24 protein-coding genes are annotated in these 21,110 nt (G+C 48.9%); 13 read left to right on the top strand and 11 right to left on the bottom strand.

The window, feature by feature from the left end; all coding sequences use genetic code 11:
• Positions 1-95: 95 nt before the first annotated feature.
• The 8 genes from leuC (at position 96) to C4B57_09840 (ending at position 7,081) form a co-directional block, all read left to right on the top strand.
• Entirely contained in the window at positions 96-1,361 is a 1,266-nt protein-coding gene (leuC, locus tag C4B57_09875; protein ID PXF53218.1) for a 3-isopropylmalate dehydratase large subunit, read from the top strand.
• 222 nt (positions 1,362-1,583) lie between these two features.
• Positions 1,584-2,072 (top strand): 3-isopropylmalate dehydratase small subunit, encoded by a 489-nt coding sequence (leuD, locus tag C4B57_09870; GenBank protein ID PXF53217.1) that lies wholly within the window; start codon positions 1,584-1,586, stop codon positions 2,070-2,072.
• Positions 2,073-2,288: a hypothetical protein gene (locus C4B57_09865; GenBank protein PXF53216.1), complete on the top strand. Its 216-nt coding sequence runs from the start codon at positions 2,073-2,075 to the stop codon at positions 2,286-2,288. It begins immediately after the preceding gene.
• Positions 2,289-2,426: 138 nt separating this feature from the next.
• The gene (locus C4B57_09860) at positions 2,427-3,491 is read left to right on the top strand and encodes a 3-isopropylmalate dehydrogenase (GenBank protein ID PXF53215.1); all 1,065 of its coding nucleotides are present in this window, start codon (positions 2,427-2,429) and stop codon (positions 3,489-3,491) included.
• Positions 3,492-3,501: 10 nt separating this feature from the next.
• The gene (locus C4B57_09855; GenBank protein ID PXF53214.1) at positions 3,502-4,521 is read left to right on the top strand and encodes an aspartate-semialdehyde dehydrogenase; all 1,020 of its coding nucleotides are present in this window, start codon (positions 3,502-3,504) and stop codon (positions 4,519-4,521) included.
• A gap of 146 nt (positions 4,522-4,667) precedes the next feature.
• Complete coding sequence (locus tag C4B57_09850) at positions 4,668-5,933, top strand: ketose-bisphosphate aldolase (GenBank protein PXF53213.1); 1,266 nt, start codon at positions 4,668-4,670, stop codon at positions 5,931-5,933.
• Between the two features lie 39 nt (positions 5,934-5,972).
• On the top strand, positions 5,973-6,614 hold the full coding sequence (rsmD, locus tag C4B57_09845) for a 16S rRNA (guanine(966)-N(2))-methyltransferase RsmD (GenBank protein PXF53212.1): 642 nt from the start codon (positions 5,973-5,975) through the stop codon (positions 6,612-6,614).
• Complete coding sequence (locus C4B57_09840; protein PXF53211.1) at positions 6,584-7,081, top strand: pantetheine-phosphate adenylyltransferase; 498 nt, start codon at positions 6,584-6,586, stop codon at positions 7,079-7,081. The genes rsmD and C4B57_09840 overlap by 31 nt, the downstream gene beginning before the upstream one ends.
• 37 nt (positions 7,082-7,118) lie before the next feature.
• Here C4B57_09840 and C4B57_09835 read toward each other — a convergent pair whose 3' ends face one another.
• The 3 genes from C4B57_09835 to C4B57_09825 form a co-directional block, all read right to left on the bottom strand.
• A complete protein-coding gene (locus C4B57_09835) occupies positions 7,119-7,547 on the bottom strand; it encodes a hypothetical protein (GenBank protein PXF53210.1) in 429 nt (142 codons plus the stop codon).
• Entirely contained in the window at positions 7,544-7,810 is a 267-nt protein-coding gene (locus C4B57_09830; GenBank protein PXF53209.1) for a DUF2191 domain-containing protein, read from the bottom strand. Before C4B57_09830 ends, C4B57_09835 begins: the two co-directional genes overlap by 4 nt.
• Before the next feature lie 208 nt (positions 7,811-8,018).
• Positions 8,019-8,354 carry a hypothetical protein gene (locus C4B57_09825; protein PXF53208.1) on the bottom strand — a complete coding sequence of 112 codons (336 nt, stop codon included), beginning with the start codon at positions 8,352-8,354 and terminating at the stop codon, positions 8,019-8,021.
• Between the two features lie 530 nt (positions 8,355-8,884).
• Between C4B57_09825 and C4B57_09820 the strand changes: the two genes are divergently transcribed.
• The gene (locus C4B57_09820; GenBank protein PXF53207.1) at positions 8,885-9,124 is read left to right on the top strand and encodes a hypothetical protein; all 240 of its coding nucleotides are present in this window, start codon (positions 8,885-8,887) and stop codon (positions 9,122-9,124) included.
• Here the strand turns inward: C4B57_09820 and C4B57_09815 are convergent.
• Together C4B57_09815 and C4B57_09810 are read right to left on the bottom strand one after the other, a co-directional pair.
• On the bottom strand, positions 9,121-9,564 hold the full coding sequence (locus C4B57_09815) for a molecular chaperone (protein PXF53206.1): 444 nt from the start codon (positions 9,562-9,564) through the stop codon (positions 9,121-9,123). The genes C4B57_09820 and C4B57_09815 overlap by 4 nt on opposite strands.
• 137 nt (positions 9,565-9,701) lie before the next feature.
• Entirely contained in the window at positions 9,702-9,944 is a 243-nt protein-coding gene (locus tag C4B57_09810) for a hypothetical protein (protein ID PXF53205.1), read from the bottom strand.
• Between C4B57_09810 and C4B57_09805 the strand changes: the two genes are divergently transcribed.
• From C4B57_09805 to C4B57_09795, 3 genes are all read left to right on the top strand, one after another.
• Positions 9,943-10,632: a hypothetical protein gene (locus C4B57_09805; GenBank protein ID PXF53204.1), complete on the top strand. Its 690-nt coding sequence runs from the start codon at positions 9,943-9,945 to the stop codon at positions 10,630-10,632. The two genes, C4B57_09810 and C4B57_09805, sit on opposite strands and share 2 nt — an antisense overlap.
• 83 nt (positions 10,633-10,715) lie before the next feature.
• Positions 10,716-11,867, top strand: coding sequence for a glycosyl transferase family 1 (locus tag C4B57_09800; GenBank protein ID PXF53250.1), 1,152 nt, complete (start codon positions 10,716-10,718; stop codon positions 11,865-11,867).
• A 91-nt stretch (positions 11,868-11,958) separates the two neighbouring features.
• Positions 11,959-13,440, top strand: coding sequence for a trehalose-6-phosphate synthase (locus C4B57_09795; GenBank protein PXF53203.1), 1,482 nt, complete (start codon positions 11,959-11,961; stop codon positions 13,438-13,440).
• A gap of 67 nt (positions 13,441-13,507) precedes the next feature.
• Here the strand turns inward: C4B57_09795 and C4B57_09790 are convergent, their stop codons facing one another.
• From C4B57_09790 to C4B57_09770, 5 genes are all read right to left on the bottom strand, one after another.
• Positions 13,508-14,377 carry a hypothetical protein gene (locus C4B57_09790; protein PXF53202.1) on the bottom strand — a complete coding sequence of 290 codons (870 nt, stop codon included), beginning with the start codon at positions 14,375-14,377 and terminating at the stop codon, positions 13,508-13,510.
• Between the two features lie 65 nt (positions 14,378-14,442).
• A complete protein-coding gene (locus C4B57_09785) occupies positions 14,443-15,405 on the bottom strand; it encodes a hypothetical protein (GenBank protein ID PXF53249.1) in 963 nt (320 codons plus the stop codon).
• Positions 15,231-17,288: a hypothetical protein gene (locus tag C4B57_09780; protein PXF53201.1), complete on the bottom strand. Its 2,058-nt coding sequence runs from the start codon at positions 17,286-17,288 to the stop codon at positions 15,231-15,233. The genes C4B57_09785 and C4B57_09780 overlap by 175 nt, the downstream gene beginning before the upstream one ends.
• A gap of 11 nt (positions 17,289-17,299) precedes the next feature.
• Positions 17,300-18,010: a hypothetical protein gene (locus C4B57_09775; protein PXF53200.1), complete on the bottom strand. Its 711-nt coding sequence runs from the start codon at positions 18,008-18,010 to the stop codon at positions 17,300-17,302.
• A 46-nt stretch (positions 18,011-18,056) separates the two neighbouring features.
• Positions 18,057-18,650 carry an imidazoleglycerol-phosphate dehydratase HisB gene (locus C4B57_09770; protein ID PXF53199.1) on the bottom strand — a complete coding sequence of 198 codons (594 nt, stop codon included), beginning with the start codon at positions 18,648-18,650 and terminating at the stop codon, positions 18,057-18,059.
• A gap of 26 nt (positions 18,651-18,676) precedes the next feature.
• On the opposite strand from C4B57_09770, the gene C4B57_09765 reads away from it, so the two are divergent.
• Positions 18,677-19,108, top strand: a complete 432-nt coding sequence (locus tag C4B57_09765) for a hypothetical protein (protein PXF53198.1) — start codon at positions 18,677-18,679, stop codon at positions 19,106-19,108.
• Positions 19,109-19,110: 2 nt separating this feature from the next.
• On the opposite strand, the gene ilvD is transcribed toward C4B57_09765, so the two are convergent.
• The gene (gene ilvD / locus C4B57_09760; protein ID PXF53197.1) at positions 19,111-20,769 is read right to left on the bottom strand and encodes a dihydroxy-acid dehydratase; all 1,659 of its coding nucleotides are present in this window, start codon (positions 20,767-20,769) and stop codon (positions 19,111-19,113) included.
• Positions 20,770-21,110 lie beyond the last annotated feature (341 nt).

The following is a 21,110-nucleotide window of genomic DNA, read 5'->3' as shown; positions in this document are numbered from 1 at the left end:
ATTAACCCCATACCTTGAATCTTTGAATCCTTTAGATGAATTTGCTGCATCGAACCCTGAACCTTTGAACCCGTGAACGGTTACGAGAGCATGTTATGAGCCGGCCGATGACAATAGCCGAAAAGATCCTGGCTGCCCATGCCGGCCTGGATAGCGTGGAGCCTGGTCAACTGGTCGAAGTCTATGTGGACTTTGCACTGGGCAACGACATTACAGCCCCCATTGCCATAAAGACCTTCAGGCAGGCAGGCGTAAGGGCTGTTTTTGACAGGGAAAAGATTGCCCTGGTGTCAGACCACTTTGTTCCCAACAAGGATATTATGAGTGCCGAGCAGGCCAGGCTCCTCAGGGAGTTTGCCGCCGAGCAGGGTATTGTTCACCATTATGACGGTGGTGAATCCGGAGTAGAACATGTGCTGCTTCCGGAAAAAGGACTGGTGCTTCCAGGTGAAGTCGTTATAGGAGCCGACAGTCATACCTGTACATACGGTGCATTGGGGACTTTTGCTACAGGGGTGGGGAGCACTGATCTGGCCGCCACTATGATGACAGGAAAGACCTGGTTCAAGGTGCCGGAGTCCATAAAATTTATATACAATGGAAAACTCCGGCCCTGGGTCGGTGGCAAGGATTTGATACTCTACACCATAGGCGATATCGGTGTGGACGGGGCCCTGTATATGGCCATGGAATTTACGGGTACGGTGATTGATTCCCTGTCCATGGCAGGCCGGTTTACCATGTCCAATATGGCCATCGAGGCAGGTGGCAAAGTGGGGCTTATTAATCCTGATGATACGACCCTAAGCTATTTGACTGGCCGGACAGGCAGGGATTTTACCGTTTATCGCAGTGATGAAGACAGCCGATACGCCAGGGTTATTGAGTATGACTGCAGCGATATAGAACCTCAGGTGGCCTGTCCCCATCTGCCTGAAAATACCAAGGGTATTTCAGAAGTGGGAAACATACCTCTGGATCAGGTGGTGATAGGTTCCTGTACCAATGGACGTCTGGAAGACCTGGCCCTTGCCGCTGGGGTCATATCCGGACGGCATGTGTCAAAAGGTCTTAGACTGATAGTCATTCCTACTACTCCCTCAGAGTATACCCAGGCCCTGGATAAGGGATTTCTCAAGACCTTTCTGGATGCCGGCGCGGTTATAGGGCCACCCACCTGCGGACCCTGTCTCGGAGGGCACATGGGGGTTCTTGCCAGGGGGGAACGGGCCCTTGCAACGACAAACAGGAATTTTGTGGGCCGGATGGGACATCCTGAGAGTGAGGTATATCTGGCAAATCCGGCCATTGCCGCTGCAAGTGCGGTATTGGGTAGAATCGGAAGTCCTGATGAGCTGTAAGGGAAAAAAGAAGTATTAAATAACCACAGAGATCGTCAAATAGTTGAGTCGTTGAGTGGTTGAATAGTTGATTAGTTAAGTGGTTATTATATGAACTTATATGGTTTGCATAAAAATTGGACACTTGATGTAGTTGAAGGTCTAATATACTGATTTAACATTTATTTTCCGACTCAACGACTCAACTATTTAACGACTTAACCACTTAACGAGGTCTGAACCATGAAAATCAAGGGAAGGGTCTGGAAATTCGGGGAAGATATAAATACCGATGTGATTATCCCGGCACGCTATCTAAATACCTCGGACCCGGCAGAGCTTGCCAAACACTGTATGGAGGATGCCGATCCTGATTTTTCCAAAAAAATAAAACCGGGAGACATAATAGTTGCAGGAAAGAATTTTGGTTGCGGTTCTTCCAGAGAGCATGCTCCCATAGCCCTTAAGGCGGCAGGCATTGGTTGTGTAATAGCCCCGAGCTTTGCCAGGATATTTTATCGCAATGCGTTTAATATGGGTCTTCCGATATTCGAGAGTGATAAGGCAGCCGAAGCCCTCAAAGAAGGCGACGAGGTGGAGGTGAATGCAGATACAGGAGAAATCCGGGACCTGACTACAGGAGATGTCTTCAGAGCACAGCCCATACCTCTATTCATGCAGGAGTTGATTTCAGATGGGGGACTGATCCCGCATGTGCTTAAAAGCTTGTAAATGTTGAATTTTTCTTTTTATAAAGGTAAATATTCAGTGAACCCGTTATATCCTGCCTTGGAGCGGTTTACCTTTTTCCGGGTTTCAAGGCTCACTCATCGCAGACCGGAGAGGCAGTGCAATCCGGCCCGCTACCCAAAACCCCGAAAAAAGGCAAACCGCTCCTGCGGCAGGGCACGGATGGCAACCGTTCACTGGCAGGGGATATTTCTTTGAACAGTTTAACGGAAGCCCCGTAGTTTTCTCGGCTTTTAAGGGGCTGAAGTGTGAAGTGAAAAGAAATATCCCCTGCCAGTGAACGGTTACGTGGGGCCACGGGTTCACAAGAATATTTGCTTATAAAGGGTTTAGATAATGAATACTTACAAAATTGCTGTTATTCCGGGAGACGGTACAGGCCCTGAGGTTGTGGCCGAAGGTGTAAAGGTCCTCAAGGCCGCATCTGATCGTTTTGGATTTAATCTCGATTTTACCTGGTATGATTACGGCGGAGAGAGATATCTGCGAACAGGAGAGGTCCTCCCGGAAGGGGCAGTGGAAGATCTCAAGCAAAACAAGGCCATTTATCTCGGGGCTATCGGTCATCCGGATGTAAAGCCGGGTATTCTGGAAAAAGGGATACTCCTTGCCCTGCGATTTGCACTGGACCAGTATATAAATCTTCGACCGGTTATCCTCTATCCCGGCGTGGATACACCCCTTAAGGATAAGGGGCCAGAGGATATAGATTTCGTAGTCGTCAGGGAAAATACGGAAGGCCTTTATACCGGAGCCGGTGGCGTGCTCAAGAAAGGCACTCCGGATGAGGTCGCTGTTCAGGAATCCATCAATACAAGAAAGGGTGCGGAGCGATGCATCCGCTTTGCCTTTGAGTACTGCAGGCGTCGTAATAAGGCAAAGAAGCTCACCCTCTGTGGAAAGACCAATGTGCTTACCTATGCCTTTGACCTGTGGGAACGTACGTTCTATGATGTAGGCAGGGAGTACCCTGATATTGCAACAGACTATGCCCATGTGGACGCTACCTGCATGTGGATGGTCAAAAACCCCGAATGGTTTGATGTAATAGTCACTGATAATATGTTCGGGGACATCATCACGGATCTTGGGGCCATGATACAGGGAGGCATGGGTATTGCCGCAGGAGGCAATCTCAATCCTGAGGGTGTCTCCATGTTTGAACCTATAGGCGGCTCGGCCCCCAAGTATACGGGTAAAAATGTCATTAATCCCCTGGCCGCCATCTGCGCCGCCCAGATGATGCTGGACTACCTGGGTGAGATTGAGGCCGCAAAGGCTGTTGAAAATGCAGTCAGGAAGGTGGTCAGCGAGGACCTGAAGAGCCTTTCAGCAGGCAGGATGGGCTATAGCACCACCGAAGTAGGGGATCTGGTGGTTGAGGAGGGATTAATGGGTTGAGGAAAGAGTCATGGCAAAGACTTTTAATGTGGCAGTAGCAGGTGCCACCGGTGCGGTCGGCCAGACCATGATAAAGGTTCTGGAGGAGCGGGATTTCCCTGTAGGAGAGATCCGTTTTTTGGCTTCCGAGCGTTCCGAGGGAAAGGAGCTCTCCTTCAAGGCGGAAAAGGTCCGGGTCCGGAAGCTTGATCACGATTCTTTTGACGGTGTGGATATAGCAATTTTTTCTGCCGGCGGAGACAGGAGCCTCACCTTTGCTCCTTCGGCTGCAGAGGCCGGCGCTGTAGTCGTGGACAACTCAAGCGCATGGCGTATGGATCCGGAGGTCCCTCTGGTAGTGCCGGAGGTAAATCCCCATGCCATCTCAGGCTATAAGGCAAAAGGCATTATAGCCAATCCCAACTGTTCCACCATCCAGATGGTTGTGGCCCTTAAGCCATTATACGACTGTGCCCGGATAAAACGCGTTGTCGTATCTACTTATCAGGCCGTATCGGGCACCGGGCAGAAGGCCATAGTTGAGCTTGAGGATCAGGTGAAGTCCTGGGCCGAAGGCAGGACTCTTGAGCCCAAGGTCTATCCGCACCAGATCGCCTTTAACTGCCTTCCACACATAGATGTCTTCATGGACAATGGCTATACCAGGGAAGAGATGAAGATGGTGAATGAGACCAGGAAGATCATGGAAGATCCCGAGATCCAGGTCTCTGCAACTGCCGTAAGGGTACCTGTATTCTACAGTCACTCCGAGGCGGTCAATGTGAAGTTCGAACAGAAGATCAGCGCATCCAAGGCAAGAGAACTCCTCACCAATGCACCCGGGATTAAGGTAATCGATGATCCTTTCAGGAATGCCTATCCACTCGCCCTGGAGGCTGAAGGACAGGATCTGACTCTTGTAGGCAGGATAAGAGAAGATATCTCCCAGGCAAATGGACTTGATTTCTGGGTGGTGGCTGACAATATCAGGAAAGGGGCGGCCACAAATGCCGTTCAGATAGCAGAGTTGCTGGTGGAGAAATATCTGTAACCGTTCAGGGTTGAAAGGGTTCAGCGTTCAGGGTTACCTTTGTCCCGCTGTATTCGCTGAATATCGGCCAAGAGACTGGGTTCAAAACCAACTGAACCTTTGAACCGGGAACCATTGAACCTAATAAAACTGAAAGGAGGTATGTCATGACGGAAAAAGCGGGTCACTATTCCGCGGATTTTGAGAGGGCACTGCAGGTAGGACGTCCGCCCAATGTAGTTAGGCTTTTCCCTAACTCAAAGGCCCTGCTGGTAAGCGGCAAGGCCATTGACAGGGCAATGCGGACCAAAGGCAAGGCCATGACTATTGCGGCTAACGGCAGAAATTATCTCATCATTCGCGGCGTTTTGGCCGCCGCTCAGAGGGCCAATGCAGCCATACTAATAGAGATAGCCAGGTCGGAAGGCGGTGCGAATGCCTATTGCGCGGTCAATTACTGGAACATAGCCAGGCAGGTGGATCAGGTCTGCAATGAGCTGGGAATCACTATACCGGTAGCAATTCATGCCGACCACTATGGCATCAAGAAAGAAGAAGATGTCGAACCGGCAAAGGTAGAGATCCCCACCCTGTTTGAAGCCGGCATGACCTCCATAGCAATTGATGCATCACACCTCCCCGATGACAAAAACCTCCTTGCAAATCTGCAACTTGCTCCCTTTATCCCCGAGTGGGCCGGGCTTGAGACCGAAGTGGGTGAAATCAAAGGAAAAGAAGGGCTTTCGACAGTTGATGAGGCCTTGTTCCTGATACAGGGTCTTAACGCCCATGATATCTTCCCTGACTGGATAGCCCTTAATAATGGCTCCACCCATGGTATTGAGGCAAGTGACTTGGGAATACAGGTAGAATTGACCAGAGAGATTCACGAGGCATTGGCCAAATACAAGGTCTCCGGGGCACAGCACGGCACGTCCGGCAATAACTCGGACAGACTGCGGGAGATCGCCTCAAAGACCAATACCACCAAGGCCAACGTAGCCACTGCCCTTCAGATGATCTCCTGGGGTCTTGAAGTGAACGATTACGGCAATGCCGTAACAGATGAAGACGGCAATTTCATCAAGATTGCAGGAGAAGGGGTGACAGAGGAACTGTGGGCGGAGATGACGGCCTATGCACAGTCCAAAGGTCTAAAGGGAGGGAATTTTAAGAAATTGAATCTTCCCTTTGAGAACAAGATACTTGGTCTATCCAGGGATATAAGGGAAAGGATGGCCGGACGTGTGGAAGATTTTGTCTATAACATGCTGGTTAATGTCTTTAATGCCAAGGATACCGCACCATTGGCAATAGATGCCATACTGACCGCAGGGTCCTATGACCTCGGTCCCAAGACTCATCGACAGGAGGATCCCGAAGACTGGACTGAGAGCAAGATCATTGAACGGGCCGTCACGATTAATCAATAGCGATAATGGGGAATAGGCGGCTTTCACGATTAACGTCTGATGCGAATCACCGGAGGACAGGCCCGGGGGCGGCGCTTGATAGGGCCCAAAGGCCGCTGTTTACGTCCTACATCAGATCTTGTACGTGAGGCGCTATTTCAGATCCTGGCCGTCCGCCTGAAATATCCCTGGGAATCGTGCAGTGTTCTCGATCTCTTTGCCGGTACCGGGGCATTGGGGATTGAAGCCCTTTCCAGGGCCGCAAGGGAGGTCGTCTTTGTAGATCACCACAGATCGTCCCTTGATCTCATCAGGCGAAACCTCAGTTTGTGCGGCTTCAGCGAGCGCGCGAAAGTTGTCCGGGCCGATATCAGGACCGGTTCGAAATCACTTGGTCTGGTTCTCAAACATGGGCCCTTTAATTTGATATTTGCCGATCCCCCATATTCCCAGGGCCTTGGTAAAAAGGCCCTGGAATGGGTAGCAGAGACTGGCGCCTTGGCCCCCGGGGGATGGATGGTTGCTGAAGAGTCTAAAGGAGAAAAGCTTCCTCACAAAGTTATATCCAGCCGTGAGACTGAGAAGAAAGGGCATGAAACAAGATCATCCATTCAACTGATGGACAGGCGGATATACGGCCAGACTGAGCTCTGGTTTTACAGGTCAATACAATGCAATCACCAAATCCAACATCTCGCATAGCAGTATATCCGGGCACCTTTGATCCGGTGACCAACGGCCATTTGGATCTTATTGATCGGGCATTAAAGCTTTTTGACAGGGTAGTGATCGCCATAGGTATCAATCCTGTTAAAGAGAGCCTGTTTACCCTGGAAGAGCGTCTGGAGATGGTTCGTGAGACAATGGGAACAAACGGAAGAGTAGAGATAACCAGTTTTGATGGGCTCTTGGTGGATCTTGCCGCCAGGTATGGGGCCTGTGCCATACTGCGGGGATTAAGAGCCGTCTCGGATTTTGATTACGAGCTCCAGCGGGCCCTGATGAACCGCAAGCTGTCCCGCAATATAGAGACCGTATTCCTGATGACCGGGTTCCGCTGGATTTATATAAGCTCCACCATAGTCAAGGAGGCCGCCCGTTTCGGCGGCAGTCTTGAGGGGCTTGTCCCGCCATTGGTAGAAGAGCGTTTAAGAAAGGCGTTTAGGTAAAGGCCCTGAGATTTTTTGTCCGGAAGTTTACCCTCGATTAATTAATGGGATTTGTCCACCGCAGCATTGCGAATCGGCTGAAGTCATTATCCGTGGAGAATAATCGCGCACCATGTTCAATAGCCAGTGCGGCAAGATGCGCATCAGAAGTTAAATTCGCGGCTGTTCCGAGGGGCATGAGAAGTTCCTTCAGGATAGACCAATGCCGCTCTGTTGCGACAATGATCCTGGACGGCGGCTGCCTGATCCATTCATCAATGATCTCCAAAGCAATCTCTGATGAAAGAGGCGTTGGCATAATTCTGCTGTTGGTAGTAATCCTCAAAAAACCTAAAATGACGGTCCATGCAAATCCGAAGGGTTCATCGCTTGACAGGGATGCTTCGAGCCACTTCTTTGCCTTGAGATGATGGGGAGTATCTTTATTGATAGCGTAAATTAATAAATTGATATCGACAACTTTCATTTCCGAAGTGAAAGCTTCCTGGCGATTTCTTCGGACTCAAGGTGCCCTGCAAGATCTAAGGCATGATCAAGATCTGCACGTGGAGGGTAACCGAGAGAATACGTTTTGCATTTATAGGGCTTGAAGGATTTCGGTTTATTGAAACCCTTCAGGCCTGCTCTAAGGACCTTATTCACTATCTCCTTAAAAGAAGAACCGGTATCATTGGCCTTTTGTCGCAATTCACGAAAAAGGTCATCATCTATTGTAAGCGTTGTTCTCATAAAAACATCATAGCATCTATATTATAGTTGTCAAGTCATCATTTATCGGTATTATATTGATGCTATTGAATCTGGCGTATCCTCCAAGCACCTGAAGTGCCATCGCTATGCCCGCTCGACACACACAGACTCGGGCCATCTGCCAAACCGGCAAATGGCCGGATAGCCACTTTTTGCCCGCCATGCTGGCGGGGAAAACGTCTTATGTTTATCTCCAGTGCCCTGGTATCCACCTTCCCCGTGGACCGTGATGTCCTGGTACCCATATTTTACCTGGTTTTGGGGAAACCAGTTTTTTCCAATGACCCGGCTTCCAGGTCCCGTCCGGCCTATAGTGTCCCGGCACCCACGTCTTTCCTGGATGCACCGGCCCGGTGTACTTCCAATGACCGGGCACAAATATTCCGCTTGGCAGTGTGTGAGGAGCTACCCAAATAAAATTTGGTCCTGGTTTGGGTGGCCTTGCATGGGTGCAAGAAGAAGAAAGAAATGGCAGAAAATTGATGCAGGCAATAATGACCATAATTTTAAACAGCTTATACATAGCATCCTCCTTTTTTCATGAGAAAATTAAAGTTGTTTTTTTAAGTCTTTTAATATTATCAAAATCTACCCCCATGGACATTTCCAATCTTCACATCAAAGTTATTCAATGGTCAATAACATCCTTTTAAAGATTCGCCAACATTTCCCTCAATATAAATATTCGGTGAACCCGTGGGCCGCTGTATGAGTTGCCATCCGTGCCTTGCCGCAGGAGCGGTTTGCCTTTTGCAGGGTTTTGGGTAGCGGGCCAGTATTGCACTGCCTCTCCGGTCTGCAATGAGTGAGCTTTGAAACCCGGAAAAAGGTAACCGCTTCAAGGCTGGATATTAGCGAGGAGGCGTATTAAGCCTACCTGGGTGCAGGGCCGAAGCCAGGTAGGGAGTCCCCCCGACGACGGGGGGATTGAGGAGGCACCTTTAACCTTTATGCTTATGCTCTAGAAAAACTTGATGAAAAAATTGAAGAGTCACATAATTATTGTACTTTAATTTTAAATACAGGTGATCTCATTTTCATTGACAAGTTCCGATGACGTTGTTTCACTGGATAACTGTATTTATTTTTGTGACACGGATTGCGCTGCTGGTGATTTGTTTGGAATTCAGGCAACTGAATTTAGAGGACGCAACAACCACCGGCCGCCCTTTTCTTTCCCCCTGCTCCATGCGTCCTGCTTCATCAGACCATACATCCGTGCAATCCGTGTCAGAAAAAGGCAGCGTTTTAAAAAGCTGCCCTTCAGTTTTTAGCAGATCGGGACAGGATTAACCCTGTTTGATTTCGATCTGTTTTGCCTTTATCTCTTCCTTTTTGGGGAGGACAATCTTTAAGACACCCTTATCGTAGGATGCATCTATTTTGTCAGAATTTACTGCTACAGGAACTCTGATTGTCCTGGAAAAGGCCCCGTAGCGTGTCTCGATGCGATGGAAGCTCTCTTTCTTTTCCTCGGTCTTTTGCTTCTTTTCCCCTTTTATTGTCAGCAGATCGCCGGATATGGATATGTCAATATCCTTTGGTTCCATACCCGGGATTTCCGCTTTTACAATAAGGGAATCCTTTGTCTCTGATACATCTAAAGCAGGCACCCATTCCCCTCTCATGGGCAGGAATTCCCTTTCACCTGCAATATTTTCCCAAAGATCTTCCATCTCCCTTCTAAGATTGCTCAGTTCACGAAATGGTCTCCATGGTGTGACTTCAAACATGGTGCATACCTCCTTGTATTTTAAAATATTTATTATGCGGCCGAATATTCAGTAAAAAATATAAGTCCTGAGTTCCTTGAGTCAAGCAAGTTTCTGTCTGAAAATTTCCAATGGACAGAAAATATTTTTGAATGTGCTTACCTGAAAATAACTCCGGCAGGACTCGTTATTTGCCTGATCAAGAGGAAGTAGATATAATACTTGCAATGATGTTCTTGTAATTGAGCAGGATGCACGGCTGTGAGGTGGATTATATGATTCCGCTGCAACCTTAAAAACTTTTTGGCTTTATACGATAAATAAAACATGATACAGGGGCTGATTCCTCCTGAATAGACAAATTCATAGGTATAGGGATCATGAAAGAGGAGTTTTGGCATGGCTGAACAGGATGATGGCAAAAGCCCGCTTACTCAACCCTTTAATATAAGGGATTGCGCACTTGTCTCCATGGCCACTGGTTACAGGGCCCAAAACCTGAGAGAATTTAAAGAGGGGCTGCTGAGGGTCCATGAGAGCAGCATATATCATCACTTCTGGGGGCGTTTTCTGGAGCCCCAGTTTGATGAACCTGAGTACAGTAATGATTTTGCAGCCTGGGTATATCATCGTCTTAACGAAAAGGCCTTGGCGGAGAAGCTGAGTGTTATTGACCCAACTGACTATGAAGATATTGAATCAGTCAGAAAGGAATTGGTGGAGCGGGTAGAAGACAGGCTGTACGAGAATGAATTCGTGCCCTGGACAAGGGCCGATCAGCAATTTCATTTTATCCGTTCCCAGATAGTGGTATTGGATACCGGGCGTTATCTGGAGAGGCCGTCAGATCTGCCGGCCGCAGTGGCAAAGATGACCATCGGCAGCGTATTTTACCACTTTATAGATGCCCGCAAGAGGACAGAAGACAGAAGTGACGACTTCAGCGCGTGGTTAATAGGATGGGGCGATAAATATAATGATCTCAGGCTTAAGCTGATGGCCGTTGATCCATTCTTTTCTTCTCTGAAAGAATTGCGTCATATGGTCACCATGGTGCTGGGGGAATACTTCAGCGGAGTGAACTCGTGAGCGAATTCCTTGACAGATACGCAGAAGTTACTGGCCGGGACGTAATAAATCACCTTTATCAACTGGCTGCCCCCCTTAAAGGCATGAAGGTTGTTCATATAAATTCCACCAGGGAGGGAGGAGGAGTGGCTGAGATCCTCAGAAAACTCGTCCCCATGATGGAGGCCCTTGGCCTTGATGTGATCTGGGAAGTATTGGAGGGCAGTCCTGATTTTTATCAATGCACCAAGGGGTTTCACAATGCCGTCCAGGGCTCTCCAACAGATATTTCAGAGGCCCTGCTGGAGACCTATGAGACCGTTAATGCAGAGAATGCGGAGAGACTCCGGCCCGTCCTTGAAGAGGCTGACTTTGTCTTTATACATGATCCTCAACCAGCGCCGTTCCTCAACTTCTGCCCCAACAGGCGCGGAAAGTGGATATGGAGGTGCCATATAGACTGCAGCCGTCCGTATCGCCCGGTATGGAAGTATTTAAGGAAGTGGGTAGAGGGCTATGACGCCAGCGTATTCTCCCTGGCGCAGTTTGCCCAGCTCCTGCCCCACCCCCAGTACCTGATCGCCCCCAGTATAGATCCCTTGAGCGAAAAAAACATGGACCTTCCCAAAGAAGAGATCAGGAGCGTCTTTGACCGCTTTGGCCTGAAGCCGGATTTACCCTTTATTTTGCAGGTTTCACGTTTTGACCGGTTTAAGGATCCCCTTGGCGTGATAGAGGCATTCAGATATGCCAGAAAGATGGTGCCTTTGCAATTGGTCCTGGCAGGCGGCGGTGCCACCGATGACCCTGAAGGCGAAAAGGTGCTTGAGGAGGTCAGAAAGGCTGCGGAAGACGAAGAAGATGTCCATGTACTGCTTCTTCCGCCGGATGCCCACAGGACTGTCAATGCCTTGCAGCGGGCCTCTGATATTGTGCTTCAGAAGTCCGTAAAGGAGGGCTTTGGGCTCACTGTTACAGAGGCAATGTGGAAAGGAAAACCAGTGATCGGAGGAGATACGGGTGGAATTCGTCTGCAGGTAATAGATCACTTTACCGGTTTTAGGGTAAAAAGCCCTGAAGGCGCTGCCCTGCGCATCCGTTATCTCCTGCACCGTATGGATAGGTTGGAGGAAATGGGCATCAGGGCAAGACGTCTTGTTCTTGAGAATTTCCTCCTGACACGGCAGTTGAAAGAATACCTTGCATTGATGATCGGCGTGCTTCACGGCCTTGAAGACCGGATAGAAGTGGTATAATTATAATAGAATTGATGAAGATGTCTTTTTCGCGCCGTAAGGGGGGATGGGATGAAACCCGCAAATCATTCTGACAAGAAAAGGAGGGGGTGTGGAAGGGCTGGGTACCAGGATAGTAGCAGTTTCAAACCGTTTGCCTATCCGACTGGTTAATGGACCGGATGGATTAGAGATAAAGCCTGGTGCAGGTGGCCTTGTAACCGCCCTTGCTCCGATCTTCAGAAACAAGGGAGGGATCTGGATTGGGTGGTCCGGAGGGACTGATGACGCCGATCTTGCCGGGCTCATGGAACCAGCGTCCCGTGAGGCCGGATATACCCTCCATCCGGTACCGCTTTCAGCCGATGAGGTCGGCGACTATTACTACGGATTCTCCAATGAGGTCATCTGGCCCCTGTTCCATGATTTACAGACCCGCTGTAATTTCAGGCCCAGGTACTGGTACCAGTACCTCAACGTCAACCGTAAATTCGCTGAGATTACAATAAAATACAGCAGCGATATCGATTATATATGGGTCCATGACTACCATCTCATGCATATGGCCAAGTTCCTCAAGGAGATTGGTGCGGAGAGGAACACGGGCTTTTTTCTCCATATTCCATTTCCGCCTGCGGACATCTTCATGAAATTACCATGGAGGGCCCAGATCCTCAGGGCACTCCTTGAATATGAACTGGTCGGTTTTCAAACACTCAGGGACCGCAGGAATTTTATCCAGTGTCTCCGTCATATCAGCTCAGGTATCAGGATTTCGGGAAGGGGACCTGTTGTTACCGTTATTGCAGGAGATAAACGGGTCAGAGTAGGTACTTTCCCTATCAGTATCAGTTACGATGCATTTGCCAGGGATGCAGAATCTAAAGAGGTGGCCGATATGGCATGGTACCTCCACGAGGCCTTACCGGATCGCCAGGTAATACTGGGTGTGGATCGCCTTGATTATACCAAGGGGATACCGGAGAGGCTCGAGGCCTTTAAAGACGCGCTTTCCCGCTTTCCTGAACTTCAGGGAAAGGTCACCCTGGTCCAGGTCGTGGTCCCCAGCAGGGAAGAGGTCCCTGAATACCAGGCACTTAAGACAGAGCTATACCGTCTTGTTGGTGAAATAAATGGACGGTTTACCCAGTCAGGCTGGGTGCCGATACATTATCTCTACAGGAGCCTGGACCGCTACGAGCTCTTGGCCTATTATCGTCTGGCTGAAATCGCCATCATTACTCCCCTGAAAGACGGGATGAATCTGGTCGCAAAAGAATACTGCGCCTGTAATCTGGAGGAAAACGGCGTGCTGATTCTCAGCGAGTTTGCAGGTGCTGCAGCCCAACTGCACAGAGGGGCTATCATGGTCAATCCCTATGATGTCGAAGGGATGTCTAACGCCATTCATCAGGCATTTCACATGGATCAAGCGGAAAGACATAACAGGATGCACAGACTCAGGGAGATAGTGCGTCACAGGGACATTTTCTGGTGGGTAAATAATTTCTTAAAGGCGGCCCTTGCCAAGGACCTTCGAGCGTTTCCTGCCGTTGAAGATTATGTGCTTGAGATCCCACTTGCATCTCATTAGCTCCATATGCAAAATTTCCATCTTTGGTTGGAGTAAATATTGTTCCAAGAGCAATGTCCCGATGGTTTCATTGCTTTTTATAGTTCTGGACAATACTTATGGCCGTCCTTTTAACCTCCATGGCAGGATCGTCCAAAAAAGGGAGGACCTGCTCAAGCCCTATTGACTTCATGACACCCAGGCGCTCAAGGGCAAGGGCCCTTATCTTTGAGTTGGGATCTTTGAGGAAGGAACGATAGAGTCCCTCGTGGTTCGTATGGTTGTCTAATTGCCCCAGGAGTATGAGTATGTCCAGTCTCAGAGAAGGTTCACCGCACTCAAGTTCTTTTCTGTAAATTTCAGCAACTTCCTTCTGCTTGTCCCTAAACCTCCACAGATTAAAAAGGATGGCCCTCTTCTGGTCCAGAGAGCATCGCTGCATCCTGTCGACCAGGAGTCCGATCACACGGCTGTCCTTCAGGTTGCACAGCGCACAGACCGCTACTTCCTGTATCTCTCCATCAGGGTCATAGAGACATTCAATCAGGGACAGAACCGCTCCCATATTACCTTCCCAGCCAAGGGCCAATATGGCACGGACCCTGATATCTTTATCAGGGCTTTTCAGGTCTGCAATCAATTTTCTGATTATGGCCTGAGGGTCATCCAGAAAGGGTCCTATTACGCTGAGGTGTAAAGCTGCCTGATCTCTGAGTTCGTCCGGCTCTTCAGGATCGCACATAATCTCATACAAGGGCCAGTAGACATCTTCCTTGGCAAAACTTCCCAATAATAAGACAATTTCTCGTCTGAGTTTAAGCTCCCCAAGCTTCAGCGCCCGAAGCAGTAAAGGTATTGCCTGGTCCTTTTCGGCAATCACCAGTCCTGGATCAGATATATATCTCTTGGCCTGGTTCAGAAGACGTTCACGGACGTCAAACGGGACTATAGATGACATAGATAATAGCCTAAGGTTAAGCGGTTCAACGTTCAGGGTTCAGGGTTTAATCCCTGACGCATCCATCACAATATCTCCACTTCCGCAGGTGCCAGAACGTCGGTCTCTTCCTTCGCGGTCCATTCGGGCAACTGGACTTCAGTGAACCTCCACCCGCAGTGGCGGAGTGTTCCTTTAAAAGGGGGATTGCCGTGGACATTGCCTATGAGTTTGATCCTGGTGGGGTCAAAATCCTCCTCTATTTCCACCTGGCTTCCCTCTGCAGCATTAAGCACTGGCGAAAGCCCAAAAACCTCCTTCAGCGCGGCCCTGCATCCTCGATGGACTTCTCTCACCGCGGCACCTATCTGTGCGTCGTCATACGGCTCTATGTCCTCCTGCAGGAAGTCAATGAGCCGGCCTTCCCGTTGGAGCAGGCCCAGAATCTGGACTATAGCGATCTCCGAGGCATGAGGAAATTGGTGATCCGGTGACGCCGTGACCTGGTGATCAAAATCGTCCTCGACCGTTGATTTGCTCAGAGGCGGCATTGTTTCAGGGGTTGTTGTGATTTCTTCTTTTGCTTTGGATTCGATAACTTTTTCTGTTTCCAAAGACGAAGTGATTTCTTTCGGCCATGATTTCACTATGAGATAGAAAATCAGTCCAACTGCCGGAGGGGCTCCCAGAATGGCGGGGCCGATCCAGTTGTTCATGAGAGTCGGGTCAAAATAGACTGCTGCACCCGCCAGACCGGTAAGACTGCCAAAACACAAAAGTGAACTTGCAAGTATCTTTCTGTGAAGATTGTCATTTTTCATAATTTCGTTTAACCTCTGAACCTGTGAACCATGAACCCTTGAATGGTTAATGTCTAATGGCACCAATCCATTTTGAGGATGTTTTCTCTGGCATTGACTTTTTTGATGCAAACCTTGATTTTTTCGTCCCAGGAATAGCTCTGTCCGGGTATTACCGGAAGTTCCACAGGCAGAAGGTAATCCGAAAGTACAGCAAGTATCTTGTGCGGACCTGTTTCCAGTACCCATGCGTCAAGTGGTGCGTCTTTCCTTTTTTCCATGTGCTTCAGCAGCCAGTAACGGGTCCTTGCCTGGCATACTGAAGCAGCAGCATCGAGGCCCTGCTGGAGGTATACGGCAAGTTTTGCCAGATCTTCTTTTGAGTGAAGAGGTTTATTTTCTGCCAGCGCGGATGTAATTTGCTGCTGCATAAGGAGATCGAGCCCGCGTCTTAATGGCGATGTTATCGTTGTGTATACATCCAGGCCAAGGCCGTGATGTATGTCAGGCTCAGTTCCGAGATTACCTTTACTGATGAGTCTTCTCTGCCTGAAATTTGCCAACATATCTGTTTCATTTCCGGAGATAATGCGATCCCTTGGCGGGGGTTGACTTCGGTAAAGTGCTGGAATTGCATGATCCTTTAAAAATTGGGCTGCTATGAAATTTGCCAAAATCATGCACTCTGCTACGAGAAAACGTGCCGGCCCGGGTTGAGAAAGCTCTACTTCCACATCTCCGGACTCATCAACCCGTATTACAAGTTCAGGGATGGGCAGAGGAAGGGCACCGTCTTCAATTCTCCTGGCCTGGCGGGCAATACAGAGTTCATAGAGAGTGTGAAACGGATGTCCTTCTACTATTCTTGACTCGGCGTCTTTATATGTGAGGCGTTCGTGAACATTGATTATGCTACGGACTATTCGTCGCGAGAGGATATTTCCTTTCCGGTCTAAATATATAAAGAAGGACAGTGCCCTGCGATCCTTTCCTGTCTCGAGACTCCACGCCCCATGGGAAAGTATTTCAGGAAGCATCGAAATTTTTCTGTCTGGCAAATAAATGGTTGTTCCCCTCTGGACTGCATCATTGAATATAGGGGTGCCGCGTCCTATCTGAAGCCCGATATCAGTTATATGTATACCAATTTCCCATCCGTTATCGACCTCTCTGAAGCTCAACGCGTCATCAAGATCCAGGCTTTCCGGCCCATCTATGGTAAAAGTATGGAGACCGGTCAGATCCTCCCGGCCTTCTTTTTCTGTATCTACCTGAAGTTCGGCCAGTGCTTCCGCCTGCTGGACTACTGCTTCGGAAAACCCTGTGTCTATTTCATATCGAAGTAACTCAAGATTTTCTTCTTCATCCCATATATCCGCCTTGATGAGGGTGAAAAAAGGGGCGGCGGCGCCGGTAATGCCCGCCTGCCTGAACAGTTCCCTGACCGAAACCGCTTGCTCTGACTCGCCGCCCTGTATACAGAAGTCTTTGATATTTGATATCCAGAAAGAAATATCCGGATCATCAAGATCTTTCATGGCCTTGTCCTTTTTCAATGGATCGTCTGACCACAGGTTCTCAAGCCACCGGCTTCCCTTGATAAGTCGCGCAAAACGTCTTGCCTCTCTTGCACGTTGATCCAGGATTTGTTTGACAGTCTCAGGAGATTGGACTTTTATCATCCCTTCCCTGAATTTGAAGTATGTATGATCGTCTATCACTGCCCGTATAAAAGCGGCCTCATGGTCGGATTCGACTGTATTCTCAAAGGCCAGTTCGGCCAGTTTTCCCGGAGACCAGAGCGACTGTTCGTCTTGAACCAGTTCCCAGATTTCAGGAATGTTGATTTTCCCTTTCAGTGCCTCCCTGCGGACAAAGATCTCGTTCAGTTCCTTGATACGGATATCTCTTGCCTTGGCGGATATCTGCTGCGTAGATACATGGATAAAGCGGCTGGAGGCGAGATTGATTTCCCTTCCAAGATGGGTAAGCAAGTGATATCTGGCTCCCTTTTTCGCAATACACTGTGCGCACATAAAGCGCTGGCCTTCCAGGAACTCAACTACCTGGTTGGGTGATATTTTCATCTGGCATAACCGTTTGCACTCCTGGTCAGAGTGAATAATTACCATCCTGCCGGGAATCAGGGAAGGAGATTCTTGAGTTCACCAACGGCTTGGTTAATGCCATAATTCGCCAATTCAGCGGCAGTAAGCCAGCGCATGCCTGTTTTCCTATACAGCCCGGCCTTGAGGATATTTTCCATTAATGACTGCTGTGTTTCATCAAAGGTATTGCGCCAGAGTATTGCTCCGTCCGAAACCCGGATTATTTGGAGGGTGAAGCCGACAGAGGCAGGACTTTTTACCGCGTACTCCCCGCCTATACGATCTTCGAATCTGAAAAGCTTGCCGTACAATACTGCATCCACTTTAAGCTCCTTTCCAAATGCCTGGATCAACCGGAGCCTGGAGGCCTTTATGTCCGCGGCTAACATGGAATTCATAAGACCTGTGCATCGGCCTTCAGATACAATCAGGAACCTTTGATTATCCTGAAGGGCTTGAAATAAAAGATGCGTCACTTTACTGGCCGCCTCCGGTGTTATCTTATGGATACCGGATAGAGTGCCGTTCAAGACACAGGTTGGCCTTTCCTCATGAGGTTGGGCAGATGCCCGGTCCATTGGAAGGACGGCAATCCGGTTGAGTGCTGGAAGCCGAGTCTGTTTTGTTTCAGCTCTTTTTTGAAAAAAGCTGTTGCATCCCGGGAAGACCAAAAGACAGGTAATCTGGCAAAATAACAGCAAAGAAAGGAAAATGGCCGAGGGGATTCTAAAATTTGTACTCTTCATGTCTGTGGCCTTATAAACTTAAGGTAACCATTCCTGCTCCTGCTTCTCAAAAATATAGTGCACCTTTGCTGGATAGAGGGCCTCTTAATCTGGGATCTAACTGTGTCGCTTTATCAATAGCCCTGCCCAAGGCCTTGAATATTGCCTCTGCAATATGATGGCTGTTTTTTCCATAAGGTACCTGAACGTGTAAGGTCATGCCGCTATTTGCTGCCAGGGCGCGAAGGAATACCTCAACCAGTTCTGTATCAAAATTTCCTACCTTGGAAGTAAGGAATTCCACCTTGTAGACCAAGTAAGGCCTGCTGCAGATGTCGAGGTTTACACAGGCAAGGGTCTCCTCCATAGGTATGGAGGCATTTCCAAAACGCCTTATACCGCTCAAATCCCCTAAGGCCTGAGTCAAAGCCTTTCCCAGGCATATCCCCAAATCCTCTGTCGTATGATGGGCATCGACATCCAGATCTCCTGCGGCATCGATATCCAGATCAAAAAAGCCGTGTACGGTCAAAAGTGTCAGCATATGATCCAAAAAGCCTACTCCCGTGTTTATGGAGGCTCTTCCCTGGCCGTCTACAGTAAGACTCAAATTTATGTCAGTTTCTTTTGTAGTTCTATTGATCTTTGCTTCTCTTGACATGGTGGTCACCTGCTAAAATCATTTTAATGTTAAAGCCGGATGAATTAATAGACGATGAGAATTTATATCTTGATAATGGTCTGGACAGTACTGTGGCGATGCAGAAAAAACCACCACTATTTTCCAACATAGAAGGCATTATAGAATCACTCCGAAAGGACTTCAACATCCGCTTTTTTGTTTTTAATGAAATTCCACAGGCGGTAGCCTGGGCCGGACGCGGTAATATAGCTATACATGAGAACTATCATTCCCACAGACGCCGATCATATCATGTTATATGCAGTGAAAAAGAGGACCTCCTTCGCTTTTGTAAAAAGATTGGTGTCCCTTCAAATTATGTTACAGCCTCAGATCTCTATAAGTTCTGGCATATGACCTGGTTTCCCGAGAAGGAACACAATCATGTATCCGGCCGGAGAAGGGATTTTCAGGAGCAATTTAACCTCAATCCCTGAACTTATTTCACTACTGCACCCCTGGAGGCGCTGCTTACCTGCCTTGCATATCGTGCCAGGTATCCCTGTGTGATTCGAGGTTCCGGCGGCTTCCAGTTGCTCCGCCTTTGATCCAGTTCTTCTTTAGCGACAAGGAGGTCCAATTTTCTGGCCGGGATATCGATTTCTATAATGTCGCCTTCTTCGACCAGACATATTGTACCTCCGTCAGCAGCCTCGGGTGATATATGACCGATTGCTGCGCCTTTGGTACCCCCACTGAACCTGCCATCGGTTATGAGGGCAACGTCTTTATCCAGCCCCATGCCGACCACAGCGGCCGTAGGAGAGAGCATCTCCGGCATACCCGGTCCGCCTCTTGGCCCTTCATAGCGGATCACTATTACGTCTCCAGCCCTGATTTTATTATTCAAAATAGCGTTGTATGCCTCGTCCTCTGAGTTAAAGACCCTGGCCGGACCGCTGTGCTTAAGCATCTCCGGAGCCACTGCGGACTGTTTGACTACAGCGCCTTCGGTAGCGAGGTTTCCGTGAAGTATGGCAATACCGCCTTCTTTGTGATACGGGCTGGTAACAGGATGAATTACATCGATATTGGTTATTGCCGCGTGCTCGATATTTTTTCCGACTGTGCAGCCGGTAACGGTCATTATATCCGTATCGATGCCCCCCAGCTTGTCCAATTCCCTGATAATGGCCTGGATGCCTCCGGCCAGATCAAGCTCCTGAAGGCTGTGCGGACCTGCAGGTATCATGTTGCAAAGATGGGGCGTCCTGACGCTGATTTCATTAAAGAGGTCCAGAGGCAGATCAACCCGGGCCTCGTTGGCGATTGCAGGTACGTGAAGTACCGTGTTAGTTGAACAACCAAGTGCCATATCCACAGCGATAGCATTTTTAAAGGCAGGCAGAGTGGCTATATCCCTTGGCCTTAACTCCATTTCCACCAACCGGACCGCCTGGACACCGGCCTCTTTTGCGAGGCGAATCCTGGCGGCTGATATCGCCGGAACAGTACCGCTTCCCGGAAGGGCCAGCCCCAGGGCCTCAGAAAGACAGTTCATTGAGTTTGCCGTGAACATCCCGGAACACGAGCCGCATGTAGGGCAAGATTCATTCTCGATTTCTTTGAGTTCCGCCTCGCTCATGCTTCCTGCCTTTACCTGACCTATCCCCTCAAATACGGAAATCAGGTTGACCTTTTGGCCTTTCCAGTCTCCTGTCAGCATAGGACCACCGGTTACGGCTATGGCAGGAATATTGAGCCTGAGCATTGCCATCAGCATACCCGGAGTTATTTTGTCGCAGTTCGTTACAAGTGCAAGGCCGTCAAAGGGGTGGGCCTGTGCCATCAGCTCGACCGAGTCAGCTATCAATTCCCTGCTGGCCAGAGAGTATCGCATCCCCTGGTGATTCATGGCGATACCGTCACAGACACCGATTCCGCCGAATTCCACAGGAGTTCCTCCTGCCATCCGGATTCCCGCCTTGACAGCGTCCGTGATCTGACGCAGATGGACATGGCCTGGGATAATTTCGTTAAAGGAGTTCGCTACGCCTATTAAAGGCCTTCGGAGTTCCTCGTCAGTATAGCCTATAGCCTTAAACAGGGCCCTGTGGGGTGCTCGCTCCAAACCTTTTTTCATTCGGTCACTGCGCATGATATCTTCCTTTCATTTTTTAATTGATTGATTTTTAACGCAGGATGCCAAAACAGGAAAGGAAAATCAAGGGAAAACGGATCTTCTGGATATTTCATATAAGATACAGGCAGCAAGCACCGGGTAGGCTGCTTGCCATACAATTACTGCCATTGGTCTGAAGATTCTTTCATAGAGCAACCATTTTTTGAGTCAACTCCTCAATTTTTCTAATTTTTTTTTCACAAAACGAAAAATTTGTCCATGACGGTGATTTTCCGTCAATGTTATTTCCGTATCATTTAACGTGCCTGTGGCGGCGATAGCCGGGTGCTTGACGGTTAGTATATATCCCCTCCTAT

The sequence above is a fragment of the Deltaproteobacteria bacterium genome, from assembly GCA_003194485.1.
Taxonomy (GTDB): Bacteria; Desulfobacterota; Dissulfuribacteria; order Dissulfuribacterales; family UBA3076; genus UBA3076.
This window is presented reverse-complemented; position numbering and strand designations above follow the sequence as displayed.

Bases quoted from the DNA above. Each gene is read 5' to 3' on its own strand.
- leuC (PXF53218.1), top strand. From the start codon at position 96: ATGAGCCGGCCGATGACAATAGCCGAAAAGATCCTGGCTGCCCATGCC.
- leuD (PXF53217.1), top strand. From the start codon at position 1,584: ATGAAAATCAAGGGAAGGGTCTGGAAATTCGGGGAAGATATAAATACC.
- C4B57_09865 (PXF53216.1), top strand. From the start codon at position 2,073: ATGTTGAATTTTTCTTTTTATAAAGGTAAATATTCAGTGAACCCGTTA.
- C4B57_09860 (PXF53215.1), top strand. From the start codon at position 2,427: ATGAATACTTACAAAATTGCTGTTATTCCGGGAGACGGTACAGGCCCT.
- C4B57_09855 (PXF53214.1), top strand. From the start codon at position 3,502: ATGGCAAAGACTTTTAATGTGGCAGTAGCAGGTGCCACCGGTGCGGTC.
- C4B57_09850 (PXF53213.1), top strand. From the start codon at position 4,668: ATGACGGAAAAAGCGGGTCACTATTCCGCGGATTTTGAGAGGGCACTG.
- rsmD (PXF53212.1), top strand. From the start codon at position 5,973: ATGCGAATCACCGGAGGACAGGCCCGGGGGCGGCGCTTGATAGGGCCC.
- C4B57_09840 (PXF53211.1), top strand. From the start codon at position 6,584: ATGCAATCACCAAATCCAACATCTCGCATAGCAGTATATCCGGGCACC.
- C4B57_09835 (PXF53210.1), bottom strand. From the start codon at position 7,547: ATGAAAGTTGTCGATATCAATTTATTAATTTACGCTATCAATAAAGAT.
- C4B57_09830 (PXF53209.1), bottom strand. From the start codon at position 7,810: ATGAGAACAACGCTTACAATAGATGATGACCTTTTTCGTGAATTGCGA.
- C4B57_09825 (PXF53208.1), bottom strand. From the start codon at position 8,354: ATGTATAAGCTGTTTAAAATTATGGTCATTATTGCCTGCATCAATTTT.
- C4B57_09820 (PXF53207.1), top strand. From the start codon at position 8,885: ATGACGTTGTTTCACTGGATAACTGTATTTATTTTTGTGACACGGATT.
- C4B57_09815 (PXF53206.1), bottom strand. From the start codon at position 9,564: ATGTTTGAAGTCACACCATGGAGACCATTTCGTGAACTGAGCAATCTT.
- C4B57_09805 (PXF53204.1), top strand. From the start codon at position 9,943: ATGGCTGAACAGGATGATGGCAAAAGCCCGCTTACTCAACCCTTTAAT.
- C4B57_09810 (PXF53205.1), bottom strand. From the start codon at position 9,944: ATGCCAAAACTCCTCTTTCATGATCCCTATACCTATGAATTTGTCTAT.
- C4B57_09800 (PXF53250.1), top strand. From the start codon at position 10,716: ATGAAGGTTGTTCATATAAATTCCACCAGGGAGGGAGGAGGAGTGGCT.
- C4B57_09790 (PXF53202.1), bottom strand. From the start codon at position 14,377: ATGTCATCTATAGTCCCGTTTGACGTCCGTGAACGTCTTCTGAACCAG.
- C4B57_09785 (PXF53249.1), bottom strand. From the start codon at position 15,405: ATGGGTACTGGAAACAGGTCCGCACAAGATACTTGCTGTACTTTCGGA.
- C4B57_09780 (PXF53201.1), bottom strand. From the start codon at position 17,288: ATGGTAATTATTCACTCTGACCAGGAGTGCAAACGGTTATGCCAGATG.
- C4B57_09775 (PXF53200.1), bottom strand. From the start codon at position 18,010: ATGAAGAGTACAAATTTTAGAATCCCCTCGGCCATTTTCCTTTCTTTG.
- C4B57_09770 (PXF53199.1), bottom strand. From the start codon at position 18,650: ATGTCAAGAGAAGCAAAGATCAATAGAACTACAAAAGAAACTGACATA.
- C4B57_09765 (PXF53198.1), top strand. From the start codon at position 18,677: ATGTTAAAGCCGGATGAATTAATAGACGATGAGAATTTATATCTTGAT.
- ilvD (PXF53197.1), bottom strand. From the start codon at position 20,769: ATGCGCAGTGACCGAATGAAAAAAGGTTTGGAGCGAGCACCCCACAGG.